The 14,868-nt window shown below is 57.1% G+C and carries 14 protein-coding genes and 1 pseudogene; 4 read left to right on the forward strand and 11 right to left on the reverse strand.

Going from position 1 to position 14,868, the window contains the following annotated elements; translation table 11 throughout:
• Nucleotide 1: 1 nt before the first annotated feature.
• Nucleotides 2-1,750 carry an ABC transporter ATP-binding protein gene (locus I6J72_RS07365; RefSeq protein ID WP_204098723.1) on the forward strand — a complete coding sequence of 583 codons (1,749 nt, stop codon included), beginning with the start codon at nt 2-4 and terminating at the stop codon, nt 1,748-1,750.
• The gene (locus I6J72_RS07370) at nt 1,743-3,515 is read left to right on the forward strand and encodes an ABC transporter ATP-binding protein (protein ID WP_204098724.1); all 1,773 of its coding nucleotides are present in this window, start codon (nt 1,743-1,745) and stop codon (nt 3,513-3,515) included. Before I6J72_RS07365 ends, I6J72_RS07370 begins: the two co-directional genes overlap by 8 nt.
• Here the strand turns inward: I6J72_RS07370 and I6J72_RS07375 are convergent.
• The 8 genes and pseudogenes from I6J72_RS07375 to I6J72_RS07405 form a co-directional block, all read right to left on the reverse strand.
• Nucleotides 3,512-3,850: a hypothetical protein gene (locus tag I6J72_RS07375; RefSeq protein ID WP_239107243.1), complete on the reverse strand. Its 339-nt coding sequence runs from the start codon at nt 3,848-3,850 to the stop codon at nt 3,512-3,514. The genes I6J72_RS07370 and I6J72_RS07375 overlap by 4 nt on opposite strands.
• Nucleotides 3,851-4,332: 482 nt before the next feature.
• Nucleotides 4,333-4,572 carry an MFS transporter gene (locus I6J72_RS13220; protein ID WP_304505311.1) on the reverse strand — a complete coding sequence of 80 codons (240 nt, stop codon included), beginning with the start codon at nt 4,570-4,572 and terminating at the stop codon, nt 4,333-4,335.
• Entirely contained in the window at nt 4,512-4,667 is a 156-nt protein-coding gene (locus I6J72_RS13140) for a hypothetical protein (RefSeq protein WP_239107245.1), read from the reverse strand. The genes I6J72_RS13220 and I6J72_RS13140 overlap by 61 nt, the downstream gene beginning before the upstream one ends.
• A gap of 129 nt (nt 4,668-4,796) precedes the next feature.
• Nucleotides 4,797-4,973, reverse strand: a complete 177-nt coding sequence (locus I6J72_RS07385) for a DUF2871 family protein (RefSeq protein WP_239107247.1) — start codon at nt 4,971-4,973, stop codon at nt 4,797-4,799.
• A gap of 60 nt (nt 4,974-5,033) precedes the next feature.
• Nucleotides 5,034-6,227 (reverse strand): annotated as a pseudogene (locus I6J72_RS07390) (IS3 family transposase).
• A gap of 475 nt (nt 6,228-6,702) precedes the next feature.
• A complete protein-coding gene (locus I6J72_RS07395) occupies nt 6,703-7,059 on the reverse strand; it encodes a hypothetical protein (protein WP_204098725.1) in 357 nt (118 codons plus the stop codon).
• An 11-nt stretch (nt 7,060-7,070) separates the two neighbouring features.
• Nucleotides 7,071-7,445, reverse strand: a complete 375-nt coding sequence (locus I6J72_RS07400; RefSeq protein ID WP_239107250.1) for a TetR/AcrR family transcriptional regulator — start codon at nt 7,443-7,445, stop codon at nt 7,071-7,073.
• A gap of 182 nt (nt 7,446-7,627) precedes the next feature.
• Nucleotides 7,628-9,865 (reverse strand): LamG-like jellyroll fold domain-containing protein, encoded by a 2,238-nt coding sequence (locus tag I6J72_RS07405; protein WP_204098727.1) that lies wholly within the window; start codon nt 9,863-9,865, stop codon nt 7,628-7,630.
• 139 nt (nt 9,866-10,004) lie between these two features.
• On the opposite strand from I6J72_RS07405, the gene I6J72_RS07410 reads away from it, so the two are divergent.
• Nucleotides 10,005-10,433 (forward strand): OsmC family protein, encoded by a 429-nt coding sequence (locus tag I6J72_RS07410; RefSeq protein WP_204098728.1) that lies wholly within the window; start codon nt 10,005-10,007, stop codon nt 10,431-10,433.
• Nucleotides 10,434-10,652: 219 nt separating this feature from the next.
• Nucleotides 10,653-11,579 (forward strand): DUF1906 domain-containing protein, encoded by a 927-nt coding sequence (locus I6J72_RS07415; RefSeq protein ID WP_204098729.1) that lies wholly within the window; start codon nt 10,653-10,655, stop codon nt 11,577-11,579.
• 7 nt (nt 11,580-11,586) lie between these two features.
• On the opposite strand, the gene I6J72_RS07420 is transcribed toward I6J72_RS07415, so the two are convergent.
• The 3 genes from I6J72_RS07420 to I6J72_RS07430 all read right to left on the reverse strand — a co-directional run bounded on the left by I6J72_RS07420 (nt 11,587) and on the right by I6J72_RS07430 (nt 14,649).
• Entirely contained in the window at nt 11,587-12,390 is an 804-nt protein-coding gene (locus I6J72_RS07420; protein ID WP_239107251.1) for a hypothetical protein, read from the reverse strand.
• Between the two features lie 264 nt (nt 12,391-12,654).
• The gene (locus I6J72_RS07425) at nt 12,655-14,301 is read right to left on the reverse strand and encodes a cation acetate symporter (RefSeq protein ID WP_115021442.1); all 1,647 of its coding nucleotides are present in this window, start codon (nt 14,299-14,301) and stop codon (nt 12,655-12,657) included.
• Between the two features lie 3 nt (nt 14,302-14,304).
• Nucleotides 14,305-14,649 (reverse strand): DUF485 domain-containing protein, encoded by a 345-nt coding sequence (locus I6J72_RS07430; protein WP_204098731.1) that lies wholly within the window; start codon nt 14,647-14,649, stop codon nt 14,305-14,307.
• Nucleotides 14,650-14,868 lie beyond the last annotated feature (219 nt).

Raw genomic sequence — 14,868 nt, forward strand, 5'->3', positions numbered from 1 at the left:
AATGTCTGAAGTAAAACAAAGTTCCACAGAATCAAGCGGAACCCACGCACCAGAATCACACGGTGCGTCACCGGAAGAAGAGGCTCGCGCAAAACTAAAAGCCGGGCAGGTCGCTCTAAGAAAGCTACTGGCCCCAGTGCAAACAACCATCTACTTCGCACAGTTTCTCGCGCTTATATCCTCGGTACTCGCCGTAGCACCCTACGTCGCGTTGGTGGCACTGGGAAATGCTCTAATCGACGGCAATACTGATGACGTCGCGTCCATTGTGAAATGGCTACTTGCTGCATTTTTGGGCCAGCTATTCTTCTATTTCCTTGCCCTTGTGATCACCCACTTCGCTGATGCAAAGCTGGTGGGGATTAACCGGCGCCGAATTATTACCGCTATTGCGAAAGCACCACTCTCGTGGTTTAGCCAGACTAATTCCGGCAAAGTCCGCAAAGCCGTCGAGGACGATACGCTAACTCTGCACACCCTGACAGCCCACGCTCCTGTAGAGAAGGTAGCCGCGATCTTTACGCCCCTCGCGCTTCTGGTTTATGCCTTTATCTTGGATTGGCGCCTTGGTCTACTTTCTATTGCCACTGTGCCCATTTTCCTAGCAATCCAAGCGTATTCAATGAAAGATATGGGCACAAAAACTGCGGAAATGGATAATTATCTGGGTGAGGTCTCTGCGACTGCGGTGGAGTTCTCCGAAGGTATTTCCGTCGTCAAGGCTTTCGGCACCGTTGGCAAAGCCCACGCTCGATATCGCGAAGCTACCCAAAAATTCGCGGAATTCTATTACGAGTGGGTACGTCCGCTTCTGCGTGTTTCCGCAATCTCAGAGTCTGTGGTGGCGGTTCCTGTCCTCATCCTTATCAATGTAGGAGCCGGTTCCCTGCTGATAGCTGGTGACTATGTCACGGTCGCTGAAGTCATCGCAACAACGTTAATTGCGCTGGTGATACCGGGCACGATTCAAACCGTCGGCCAAATGATGTGGTCTTACCAGCTCGCTGGCAATGCGGCGTTGCGCCTTGATGAAGTCATGACAATTTCCCACGTGAAAGAAGGCCAAAAGAGCCTCGATGCCAGTAGTCAAGACATGGAGGTGGAGTTCCATAAGGTCAGCTTTAGCTACGCCCCAGACACACCAGTCCTCCAAGACTTTTCTGCGCAACTAAACGCAGGCACTGTCACGGCATTGATTGGCCCCTCCGGGTCTGGCAAATCCACAGCAGCAACGATGCTGGCGCGTTTCCAGGATCCAGATTCGGGCACAATCACTATCAACAACGTGGATATCCGTGATCTCACTTTCGACAGTTTGTACCGCACTGTGGCTTTCGTCTTACAAGATCCTCACTTACTGCGTATGAGTATTCGGGAAAACATTCGCCTTGCACGCCCAGAAGCCCGCGATGAAGAGATCTGGCAAGCCGCAGAGGCTGCGCACATAGCTGCTGATATTCGCGCTTTACCGGCTGGGCTCGACACCGTTGTTGGCGAGGACATCTCTTTATCCGGTGGACAACAGCAACGCATTTCTATTGCCCGGGCAATTATTACCAATGCCCCAATCTTGATCCTGGATGAAGCTACTGCGGCAACTGATCCTGACTGCGAAGCAGAAATTCAAGCAGCTCTAGCCACACTCGTCAGAGGCAAGACCGTCTTAGTCATCGCCCACAAGCCGGAGTCCATCCAAGGAGCAGACCAAATAATCTGCCTCAAGCCTATGAAGGATTATTCTCATGTCTAATGCCACTACGCCTGCTAGTTCGCGTCTTCGTGATCCGCTACTCACTCGCAGTGTCAAAAAGCTGCAAGGTCCTGTAGGCCATAAGCTAAATAAAAGGTATGCTTGTCTATCGCTTATCGTTGGCGTGCTTGACGGCCTCGCCGTTCTCACGCTCGTGCCACTTACAAAGACACTCGATGGGGATACGACAATCGCACCATGGATGTGGACGCTTTTGGCAATTGCGCTCGTAGCTTTTGCGCTACGATTTTTCGCAACCCTGGCCTCTTACCACACGGCCTTGGATTTCATCCGAACCGCGCACACGACTGTGGGCGATAAATTAGCAACGCTACCGCTCGGCTGGTTCGTACCGGCTAATACCGGCGGCCTATCTCGCCTCGTTTCAGATCGCTTTATGGTGGCGTCCGAGACCATTGCGCATGTTCAAGGAACGATATACCGCGATAGCGCGGCACTTGTCACCTTGTTAGTAGGAGCGTGTTTCTGGAACCCGAAGCTGGGCTTGATCCTTCTTATCATCGCACCATTGGCGCTCGTGGTGATGCAGTTGGCTGCATGGATTCGTGAGAAAGCATCGAACCGCACACTGGGGCCGAGTAAAGAGCTCTCCCAGCGCATCGTAGAATTTGCTAACCGTCAACCAGCCCTGCGCGCGGCAGGACAATCACAAGTTTTTGCGCCACTAGAGCAAGCGCTAGAAATCGACCATAAAGCACGAATACGCGAGCTATGGGTATCCACATTAGCTTTGCTACTCAACGGCATAGTAGTGCAGATCTTCATCGTGGCTCTCATTATGGTCTCCGCGGATCTTGCCGTTGAAGGCGCCCTATCGCCACTAGAAACAATTGCGATCATCGGAATCAGCTTGAGGTTTACCCGCACGCTTGAGCAGCTGGGTTCTTCTTTCGTCGGTTTAGACGCCGGTCGTATCGCGCTCGCAGAAACTGAGCTCATCACGGATGCTCCTTCCCTGCCAGAACCCACTACTCCGCGCCCAGGCGATGGTTCGGGAAATGTAGAGCTGCGTAATGTCACGTTTGGATACGGCGATAAACCAGTATTGGTAGATGTCGCTTTCCATGCTCGATCAGGCACCGTTACCGCCATTGTCGGTCCTTCTGGCTCCGGAAAGACCACAATTGCGCGCCTTATTTCGCGATTCTGGGATGTAGATTCCGGGGCGGTGATGGTTGACGGCGTAGATATCCGCGAGCTTGGAACCGAACAGTTAATGTCCAGACTGTCCATGGTCTTTCAGGACGTCTACCTCTTCGACGACTCGTTAATCGCTAATATCCGCGTTGGTCGTCCCGACGCCTCCGATGAGGAAGTCTTCCGCGCAGCTGATCTTTCAGGCGTGACTTCTATTGCCAACCGCCTAGGGTGGCATACTCCTGTTGGTGAAGGCGGGCGGCTTCTATCCGGTGGTGAACGCCAGCGCGTATCTGTAGCTCGCGCGCTTCTCAAGCAAGCGCCGATTGTACTCTTTGATGAGGCTACCTCCGCGCTCGATGCAGAAAATGAGGCAAACATTCTTGCTGCGATGGACGAGCTACGGGAGCAATCTACTTTTATTGTCATCGCCCATAAGCTGGATACAATCAAATCTGCTGATCAAATCGTAGTCTTGGATGAACACGGGCAAGTCAGCCAGCTGGGCACGCATTCTGAGCTTTCCGATGTCCCCGGTATCTACCGTCACTTCTGGCAGCAACGCAAAGCAGCACGCGGGTGGAAAATCAGTTCGGGACGCGATTAACGCGGGCACCGAGATCGGCGTTGTTTGCGGGCCCCCTTCTCCCCCGCAGCACGGAGCGCCCTAAGTGCACCGACAAAGCTCAGAGCGAAGAATGCGGTAGCGGCTACGAGCGACCACTGCCCCAGGCGCACGGTGGTTTGCGTTGCGGAGGCTTGCCCGGAGTCATCGACGGGAGTATCCCGCAGCATCGTGCCAGTCAGCTGCGCGGAGGCGAACCCCAGGCCCAAGCCGTACAGGGTCAGCGGCGCGGCGATGATCCAACCATTCGTATCCAGCCCCATAAGCAGGACGAGGATAAGGACGCCGACGGCTTCCAAGCCGAGCCCAATGAGCACGGTGCCAGGCGCCCCGTACCGTGCCGCGACGTGGGGGCTGCTGCAACGGAGAAGAATGCACCGATTGCCATGGCTGCCAGCACCAGGCCAGACAACATCGTGCAGAGGTCCAACGTATTAATCAGGTACAGCGGCAACACGAAGATGATGGCAAACTCGCCGATTGCTACCGCACCAGTGGTGATATTGCCCCACGAGAACGTGGAATAAGAAAACAATTCAAGATGCAACAGCGCCGAGCGGTGACCCCGCTCGCGGTGCTTTTCCGACCTGATTAACAGCGCGAAGCCCACGGCCGAAATCGTGCGCCCTAGCGGAACCGGTGAAATAGCCGCGTTTTCGAACCAGGTCCAGCCAAAGAAGCTGAATGAGGATTGGGGCTCCCACCAGCCTAGGTCGGGTCCTCGATAATCGCGAATACCAGGACACCCATTCCGTCAGTGCACCACCGGCAAGCGGTCCGACCGCTGCCGCACCGGAAATCACCGCGCCCCACACACCAAAGGCTGCTGCGCGGTATTTGCCGCGGAATACGGTTTACCCGTGGAAAGCGTGGAAGGCATGATGAACGCAGCACCGATTGCTTGTACTGCGCGCGCGGAGATCCACGTGGCGGCCGAGGTAGGAAATCCCGCCAATACGCTGCCTGCCACGAATATTGTCAGGCCGGTGAGGAAGGCTCGCTTGCGTCCCCAGGTATCCGCAATCCTGCCCCGTCGCAGAGCAGCTCCGCCAGTAGCACCGCATAGAGGCTGTTGACCCACTGCGCCTGCGTCAGGTTGAGCTGCAGGTCAGTGATGTTCGAGGGCAATGCCACGCCGACGATAGTGCCATCTAGAACAATGACGCCCAGTCCGACGGAAAGAACCGCCAGGCTTATCCAATCGCGGCGAGTAGGCTCCGTGACGTTTTCTTGAGCGTTCTTGAGCGCTGCGCTCGCTCATAGTTAGGCGTTCACCGAAGCATTGGCGCTGCCTGCATCTGGTTCCTTGATGGCCCGGCCCAAATTCACGAGAAAGACCGTCAGCCCCACCGTGATAAAGGTGTGGCTCAAACCTGCAATGCCAGAAATCTCGTTGGATTCCTTGCCCAGCACCGTCAAAATGCCATGTGAAATTTGCATTCCAACGGTAAGCACCACGGGAGGGCCTGACCCCCGGAAAGTAGACACGTCGGGGGTTAGCTATGCTGCTTGGGTCAGTGTAGCTGATGTGAGTGCTTCGAAGTCATCGGGGGCTAGAAGGTTACACCAGGAGTGCCGTCTGCGCGTGTTGTAGCGCATGCACCATCGGAAGACTTCTTGGCGGCAGACGATGGGATTGTCAAAGACTTTCCGATCACGCAGGACTTCACGCTTTAAGGTGGCGTTAAATGATTCTGCCAGGGCATTATCGGCACTCGTTCCCACTGCTCCCATGGATTGGCGCACACCAAGCTGGGCGCAGTGGTCCCCAAAAGCCTGTGAGGTGTACACACTGCCATGATCAGAATGGAAAATTGCCCCTTTAAGGCTTCCGCGGACTTTCCTGGCATGAGACAAAGCTTCGATAACCAGCGATACCCGCATGTGATCTGCGAGTGCATGTCCGACGAGTTTGCGAGAGTAGGCATCAATGACCGTGGCCAGGTACATGTTCTTGCCGCCCTTACACGGCAGGTAGGTGATATCGCCTACGTAAACGTGGTTCGGCCTGTCAGCTGTGAATTTACGGCCTACGAGATCTGGCATGACGCGGTGGCCAGGCTTGCGCCTGGTGGTGATACACCGACGCCGCTTAGTAAAGCCTTTCAGCCCCATGGATTTCATGATGCGTGCGACCTTCTTGTGATTGATCGGAGGAAAGTCCGTATCGGCTTTAAGGCTTGCAGCAATGCGTTTTGCACCATAAAGCCCGTGCTCATCATCGAAGATGGTCTTGATTCGTGCACCAATAAGAGCATCAGAACATATCTTTAACCTGCGTTTTTCGCGAGTGTTGGCCCATTTGTAGAACGAGGAGCGATTGAGCTTTAACACGTGGCACATCCGTGTGAGCCGAGTATTCGGTTCGGTGGTCATAGACAAACTGGAAGCGGATTACCAGCGTGTCTCTTCGGCAAAATATTTCGCGGCCTTGCGTAGGATGTCGCGTTCTTCACGTAGCTTCGAGACTTCTTTTTCTAGCTGGCGGATCCGTTCAGAATCAGTCGTCGCTTGGGCCTTGTCGCGCATGGTCTTCGTGCGGGCACGTTTGCCAGTGCCGTACTGCTTAAGCCAGGAATAAAGTGAGGAACGATTGACTCCAAGCTCTGCTGAAGCCGCGTGGAGTGAGAGGTCCTCATTGTTTTCGTAGAGGGCCACAGCATCACGTTTGAACTGTTCGGAATACCTAGGCATGGTGGTAGATTACCTTTCTTCCCAACCCAACCGGGCTGGATATCAGGTGTCTACCTAACAGGGGTCAGGTCCGGACTCACCCACGCCGTCACCAGCATCGACCCCGAATTCGCCTACTCCGAAACCCAACTTTCTGGTATCTGGCAACAACGGCAAAACGCTTAACACTTAGCCGAGGTCTACAAATAGAGTTGGTTATCATCCTCCAACAGTTGCACCAACCCCCACCGACTGGCTCACCGACCCCGCCGGCCGACGCACCAGCCAAACCCTCAACATCCAAGGACTGAGGTGTCCCAGGTTTTGTTCCGTCCGAGTAGATAGGACAAGACTTGGGTCACTTTAACTCCAGAACCGAGATCCGTTCAGCATAAACGTGTCATTCACGGTAACTAGTGGACGAAAGTTCGCCCGCAGTTTTCACCTACTACTTACAGTAGATGACATCGAGTATTGGCGCTCGGACACGTCAGACTCAGACAGCTTGCGCTTTCTCGTTGATGCGCGCTGCACATTCAGTCGGTTTCTCCAAGGACACGATAAGCCGATCGAAGTGCTCGTCTTTAAGCTCGATGACAACGGCATTCTCATAGCCGCTGACGTTCCAGAATTGTCGGCCACCATCCGCGTGGAAGGTGCCCGCTAGCTTCTGTCCACTTCGCAGCCCCGGCGCACGGAAACCTTTTGGTTCGTGCTTCATGCCGGGGTCATGAGTAGCGCCGCGCACATGCTCCCACGGAATCGTGATGCTGCCGGTCAGAGACCAAAGCTTGTCTAGCCCGAGGGGTTCGACGATGAGCTCAGCATCTGTCAGAGTGAGTTTGTTGTTCATGATGGTTCTCCTTAGTGTTCGGTTCCTTGTGCACGGGCCAGCACGTGCTTCCCTAGCGCTTCTGAACTGTCGAAGCACAGTTCACAAGCTCGCTGAATAAGCTCGCGTAAATCTTTACTGACTGGCGCCACCTCAACCAGTGCCACCACCACGAAGTCCTTTGCAGCGTCCGATACGCGGCCACCTTCAGCTTCAGCACACACGGTTTCTGCCGCAGCACGAAACAATCCATGCTTTGAGCCATAAAGGTTGTAGAAGCTGGACCGGTTAAGTCCCAGTTGATTCACCACATCATCCACTGAGACTGCAGTGAATCCGTTCGTGCCAAATAGAGTGATCGCGCCGGCAAGAACTTCTCTTTCATTGAATTTACGAGGCCGTCCCATGAGTTTCATACTACTCATTCCAGAATGGTTTGTCCATAACTAGATCGCTGTTGGCCACACAGCGAAGCCGTTGGAACAAAACGATGTTTCTAACAAATAGAGGCCGCCGCTAAAAGTGCCAACGCAATAGAAAATCCCCCGCCTCAGTGTGAGACGAGGGACGGAGGTTCGTGGGCTGAGCGCTAGTTCAGGCCCGGAATCTTCGGCAGCTTCGGCTGCGGGATGTTGAGGCCGAAGAGTTGGTTGATGGTCGGGATAAGGGCGTAGGCGGCGCCGCCGACGGCTGCGATGACGGCGACGATGGGGAGGATAATCTTCGCACCGCGGCTGGAGCCTGCGAAGAAGGCCTGGCCGATATCACTGGCGGAAGGCTCCTTCGTGTTGGTCGGCTTAGAAGGCTTGCTCGGCTCGGTAGTCGACTCAGACGGGGAGGTGGTCGCGGAAGAGGAAGGCTCTTCTTCCTTCACGGCAGGGCGGGCGGTGAGCCACTCGTCGGAGTCGAGAACGCCCTGGGTCAGGCGGGTCTCACCAATCCAGCCGTACCACGGGTCCTGCGGCTTGCGGTTATCAAAGCCAGCGCCCATGACCCACTGCAGGTCGCGCGGGAGTAAGCCCTCAGCGCCCTTGGCGTTGCGCAGGATGGGTGCGCCGTTAATGAACATCTCAACGGTGTCGGAATCCGGCTTGTTGACTACGGCGATGTGCATCCACTCATCGGTGGGCACCTCGTGGGACCAGACGGTGGAGCCTTCGCCTTCCTTAGGCTCTGCCCACCAGCGCAGCTCACGCAGGTTGGAGATGCCGAACATGACGGTGGGGTCGGTGTCGTCGGAGCCGTCGACAAGCTCGGCGATGCTGGAGTCACGGGAAAGCGCACTGCCCCAGCCGTGCTCAGAGCCGTTGAAATCCTTCGGAATCTTCACGAAGGACTCAAAGGTGTAGCCCTCGGAGGTATCGACCTTGTTGATTTCAGCGCCCTCCTTAGAGCGGAACTCCGCCATTGCGGCCTGGCCAGCCGGATCGGACCAGTAGAGGGAACCAGAATCAGAAGACAGCGGGTGGTGGTCCTTGGTGTAGGTGATGCGCTCACCCGTGTTGGAAGGACCACCCTCGCGAACGAGGTCGCCAGCACCGTCGGCACCAAAGGCATCAGGGATGATGGCGCCTTCGGTGGCCACGTCGCCGTCGCTAAGCTGCTTGCCGTCCTTGTTCTTGGTCTGGCCCGGACGCCAGTGGAAGACGGTGTTGTCAGACTTTACGAAGTCGTTCGGGCCCTCCGGAAGCTGGTCTTCCGGAATGGTGTACGGGGTGTAGCCTTCCTCAACGATGTCGCGGGCCTTCTTACCCAAATCGGCGTCGTTCTCATCGCCGATGGTCCACTCCGGAGCGAAGTCAGCGAAGCGCTCCTTGAAGTTGAGCGGCACGTGGTAGCTATCACCCTTGCCGTCGAGGATGAGCTTGTCGAACTGCGTGAGCTCCTTAGCCGGCTTCTGCGCGACCCACGGGGACAGGGCGGTCATCTCCAGCTCATTGCCGGAAAGATCGAACTCAAGCACACCGAGCAGGCCGTTGCCGCCCTGGTAAGCCATCTGGTAGTCCTGCAGGATGCCTACGACATCGTGTCCAGCATCGTTCTTGTCCACGCGGTAGCCCGCGCCGTGGTGGTGGCCGCCCATGGTGAGGAAGATCTGGTCATTCTTCTTAATGAACTTGTCCCACAGACCCTGGCCGTAGTCATCGGAATAGAAGACTTCACCAGCACCATCGATGTTGAGAACCTCGTGGCTGGTGAGGATGACCGGCAGGTCTGGGTGCGCGTCGAGAACGCCCTGGGCCCACTCGAGCGCTTCGTCATCCGCGCGCCAGGCCAGCGCCAAGACCAGGTACTTCTGGCCTTCAGCCTCAAAAATGTGGTACTCGGAGTCGTTGTTAACTGCGGTGTGGCGCTCCTGGAAGGTATCCGGGTTGGCGGCCTTGGCACGCTCGGCGCTGAAGTAGCGGTTGTAGGGGTGCGCCGAGGCATCCTCAATCATGTCGTGGTTGCCCGGCAGGATGGAGTAGTTCAGGTCGGAATCATCGAGGACCTTCATGGCCTTGTCAGCGACCTTCCACTCGCCGTCGACGTCCGGCTGGTCCACTACGTCACCAAGGTGGGTAGCGAAGTCCATGTTGAGGGCCTTCTGGTTCTTCACCAGCCATTCGGTCTGCGCGGCGTAGGGCTCGCTGCCGTAGCGCGCCTGGGCCAGGTTGCCGGTCTCCGGGGTGGAGTAACGAGAGTAGAACTGGGTATCCGGCAGCACGCCGATGGTGAAGCGCGAGCCCATGCCCTCCTTTGGTTCATCAGCAGAAGCAGGAGCAACCAAGAAGGTTCCGGCCACCGAAACGGTGAGCAAAGTGCCGAGAAAGCGGCGAGTAGTCATAGTTCTTCCTATACGAGTGAGGGGGGTGGATTTATTGAATTGAAAGAGACGAAGAACAGGATATGTTGCGCAGTTTGCACCCATGTGGCCGCAATATTAATTTCTTTTTAAATTGCGAACGGCCACTAGGATGGCGGGCATGAGCGAAGTCACCAAAAAATACGGAGTCGATGTCACCCGCGTAGATACGGGCCATTACCGCGCAACCAATGCTGACGGGGCAAGCCTCGAGTTTGGAACCGGTGAGGGCCTTTTGAGCCCGGTGGAGCTACTCCTGGCCGCAGTAGCGGGCTGCTCGGCGGTCGACGTCGACGTGGTCACCTCCCGGCGCGCAGAACCAGAGCTTTTCGACGTCCACGTGGACGGTACCCGCATCAACGAAGACGGTGCCTCACGGCTGAGCGACATCAACGTGGAGTTCTCCCTCCGCTTCCCCGACACCGATGCCGGCCGCCAGGCACAGTCCATGATTGAGCGCCTGGTCCGCATTTCCCACGAGAAAGACTGCACCGTCTCCCGCACGGTGGAGAACCCCACCACCGTCACCTTCCGTACGAGGGAAGCTTAAGCCCAGCTCCTCGTAGTCATCAAGCAGCCGCGCAATGTCAGCATCACTCCAAGCGTGGCGCATCACAAAGGCCATATTTCCCCTTACGCGTGGTGCATTTTTAAACCAATGTGACTACAGTGATTGCAGATACTACTTTCACCGTCAACTGTAGTGACGCGCGACAGCCTTCTACACCAGTCGCCGCCGTCATCCACAATCCCCCTTGAGGAGAAAACCGTGTCCCTGTCCCGTCGTTCCCTATTCAAGGCCAGCGCCATTGCGCTAGCCGCTGGTGCCGTTGGCAGCCAGGCCCCTGCTGCCCTCGCCGTGGGCCCGGCCCTCGGCACGATCATTGATTTCTCCGCTGGCGTTCCTTCGGCCAGCGCCATCAAGGCAGCCGGACACCTCGGCGCCATTCGCTACGTGTCCCAACGCCGCCCGGACGCACAATGGATGAAGGGCAAACCCGTAACCTTGGCAGAGACCAAGGCCAATGCCGCAGCGGGCCTTAAGACCGCCTCCATCTACCAGTTTGGTCGCGCCGAGACCGCTGACTGGCTCAATGGTGCAGCCGGCGCCGGTGTCCACGCGCCACAGGCCATCGCTATCCATAAGGCCGCGGGCGGACCGACCGGCCGCCCGATTTACATCGCCATCGATGACAATCCCACCCGTGCACAGTATGAGAAGCAGATTCGCCCCTACCTCAAGGCCTTCTCCGCAGCGCTGACTGCCGCGGGTTACCAGACCGGCGTATATGGCAACTACAACGTCATCGACTGGTGCGTTGCCGATGGCATTGGTGAGTTCTTCTGGATGCACGATTGGGGCTCCGGTGGCAGGATTCATCCGCGCACCACAATCCACCAGAAGGCCAAGACGCAGGCCACCATTGACGGCATCACCTGTGATATCAACACCGTGTACGCCCGCGACTGGGGTCAGTGGACACCGGGTGAGGGTGCTGCCTCACGCCCGAAGCTCAAAGACATTCCTGCAGTGCCGAACGACGCCCCGCTGCCCAACATTTCCCTCCCCGACCCCACCGGCCGCGGCTCCAGCGTGGATGGCAATGGCATCACCATTGCTGGCTCCTCGGTGAGCAATGACCAGGTGCGCGGTGCCATCGATGTTCTCAACACCGTACGCAAAGCAATGGGCTAGCGCTTCCCTACTTCTTTTCTGCTGCAGGCGACGTTGACGTGACTGTCGACGTCGCCTTTGTCGCTGTCGTTGACGTTGATCCCGACGTCGTCTGCATGTCGGAGGACGTCGTGCTGGGCGACGTCGTGATGCTTGAAGGTGTGGGCGTAGCGGACAAGGCTTGCGGATTCGCCAAGGCTTCCTTGTTGAGGTTATTTCCCTTCACTAGGTTCTTACCGGTGATTTCTTTGCGGACGTAGGAGGTCAGCTCGTCGGCAGAACCCTCGATAGAGGCCGCGACAACGAAGTTCTCGCTAAAGGAGACTGAGGAGTGCCGGTCCTTGCTGTCAGACCATCCCCACTTCGTGCCGACGACGTCGCTAAGCACAGCAGTGCCATAATCCTGCTGGTACCCATCGGCAGACACCTCATCGGCGTGGGCCATGGCCACGAGCACTGGGTGGGTCGGGTCATCCTCCATGAGCTGGACAATGAAGCGCACGACGTCATAAGTCGACGTCTTGGAGTGTCCCCAGTCCTTCCCAGCGCTGGTAGAAGTCAGCCCGTACTCCTTGGCAATGGAGTCTATGGACCGAGGGTACTTCTGGAAAAGATCTCCTGCGCTCTCATCTGAAGAGTCAGCGATCATGTCCAGCGCCACGTACTTGTCTTCAAAAGAGCCATGCTCGATGACGTAGGTGGCGATATAGAGCTTGATTAGGCTCAGCGCGTAGCGCGGCGTGTGCTCAGTGGGCGAGCCCATGTGCATACCGGTTTCGATGCGGTAGTACGTTATCGCCTTCTTATCATCGCCCTTGAGGATCTGCCCCACTTTATCGTCGACTGCCGCCAGCTGTGAAGCTCCCTTCCGGTGAGAGATGGGCGCCGGTGTAGCGGGAGCGGAGCTCGTTGCACGCGAGGAGTCTGCGTCCTGTTCATTAGGCGGAGTACAGGCGCTGAGAGCCGATGCGCCAAGTGCGCACGCCAGAAGGGCGGCACCAGCTCGTGCTGATACCGCCCTGTGTAAAGGCTGCGAGTAAAACACGACGTGTGAGTTTACCTGCTGAGCCCTTAAAAGTACTGATCCAGGTGACCTTTAGTGGTCAACCGGAGCCTCAACGCCCACACCAGTGAGAGAGCGAACCTCCATCTCAGCGGAGAGCTCTTCAAGGTTATCCGGCGGAGTCATGATGGAGACGATCCAACCGGCGAAGAAGGCCAGCGGAATGGTCACAAGACCCGGGGAGGACAGCGGGAAGATGGACCAGTCAGCGTTGGGGAACATCGAGGTGGGGGTGCCAGACACTGCCGGGGACAGGAAGATGAGCACCAGGCAGGAGATAACGCCGGTGTACATCGATGCCACAGCACCTGCAGTGTTGAAGCGGCGCCAGTACAGGGAGTAGAGGATGGTCGGCAGGTTGGCGGAGGCCGCAACGGCGAAGGCCAGGGACACCAGGAAGGCCACGTTCTGGGTCATGGCGAGGATGCCCAGGATGATGGATGCGATGCCCAGGATAACCACGGTGATCTGGGAGACGCGGACCTGCTCTGCCTCGGTGGACTCACCGTTGCGAATGACCGAGTGGTAGATATCGTGCGCGATGGAGGCCGAGGCGGTAATGGCGAGGCCAGCAACAACCGCCAGCACGGTAGCGAAGGCGACCGCGGAGATAACCGCCATGAAGACGGAGCCACCAATTTCCAGCGCCAGCAGCGGAGCTGCAGAGTTAGCACCACCCGGTGCAGCGAGAATGCGGTCTGGGCCAACCAGGGCCGCAGCGCCGTAGCCCAGAACCAGGGTCATGAGGTAGAAAGCACCAATGATGACGATGGCCCAGGTAACGGAACGGCGGGCCTCAGTTGCGGTCGGCACGGTGTAGAAGCGCATCAGGACGTGCGGCAGACCACCAACACCCAGCACGAGAGCGATACCCAGGGAGATGAAGTCAAGCTTGGTGGTGAGGTTCTTGCCGTACTTCAGGCCCGGCTCCATAATCTGGGAGGCCTCGTAGCCCTTTTCCTGGATGACAGCGGAGCTCGCGTGCATGTCAACGGCCGAGCTAAACAGCGTGTTGAAGCCACCCTTGATCATGACGAAGGTGAGGATGCACATGATGACCACGCCGGTAACCAGGAGCACGGCCTTAATCATCTGCACATAAGTCGTGCCCTTCATACCACCGACAAGGACGTAGACGATCATGAGGATGCCCACGATGCCGACCACAACGGCCTGCCACTTGAACTCGTGAATGTTGAGCAGCACAGCCACGAGGGAACCTGCACCGGCCATCTGTGCAATGAGGTAGAACAGCGAGACGAACAGCGTCGAAATAGCTGCGGCCACGCGGACCGGGCGCTGCTTCAGGCGGAAGGACAACACGTCTGCCATGGTGAAGCGGCCGACGTTACGCATCGGCTCCGCCACGAGCATGAGGGCAACGAGCCAAGCAACGAAGAAGCCCACCGAGTAAAGGAAGCCATCGTAGCCATTGAGCGCGACGGCACCCACGATACCCAGGAAGGACGCGGCGGAGAGGTAGTCACCGGAGATAGCCAAGCCATTCTGGCGGCCGGAAAAGCTACCGCCCCCGGTGTAGAAGTCAGAAGCTTCCTTGGTGGACTTACCGGCACGAAGCACCACGTACATGGTGACAACCAAGAATGCGGCGAAGACGGCGATGTTCAGAATCGGATTGCCGGCGGAGGATTCCGCTGCGGCCAAAGTAAAGGTCTGCATTGTTTAGCTCTCCAATTCCTGGCGAATGGCCGCTGCCTGCGGCTCGATGTTCTTGTTGGCGTAATTAACGTAGATGTACGTGATGACGAAGGTGGTCACAAACTGGGCCAAGCCGAAGACAAGCCCTACGTTCCAGCCGCCACCAATTTCGGTTCCCATGAACTCCGGGGCAAACACGGCCGCCAGCACGTAGAGCACGTACCAGAGGAAGAAGGCCACGGTCATAGGGAAGGTGAATTTGCGGTACGTACCGCGCAGCTTGGCAAACTGCGGGCTTTCGCGCATCTCGATGAACTCCTGCGGCGTGGGTTCGCGGCGTGAGTCAAGCGAAGCAGGTGCGTCAGTCATGTCGCTCTCCTTAGTAGGGGTCATTTCTGCACAAACCGATGTGAGAGACGAGAGATAGTGTCCTCAGTCACGTTTTGTCCTGCCTAGTAAGTTACCGAACACGTCATGCAAGGTTGTAAATCCTGCCAAGAAAAGTTGTCTCAGTTTAGCTTCTCTACCCCCAATAACCGTTTTGACGTGCGGTTTTAACAGGCATCATAACACCCCCGCAAATCCCCC

This window comes from Corynebacterium sp. FDAARGOS 1242, from assembly GCF_016889985.1.
Classification (GTDB): Bacteria; Actinomycetota; Actinomycetes; order Mycobacteriales; family Mycobacteriaceae; genus Corynebacterium; species Corynebacterium minutissimum_B.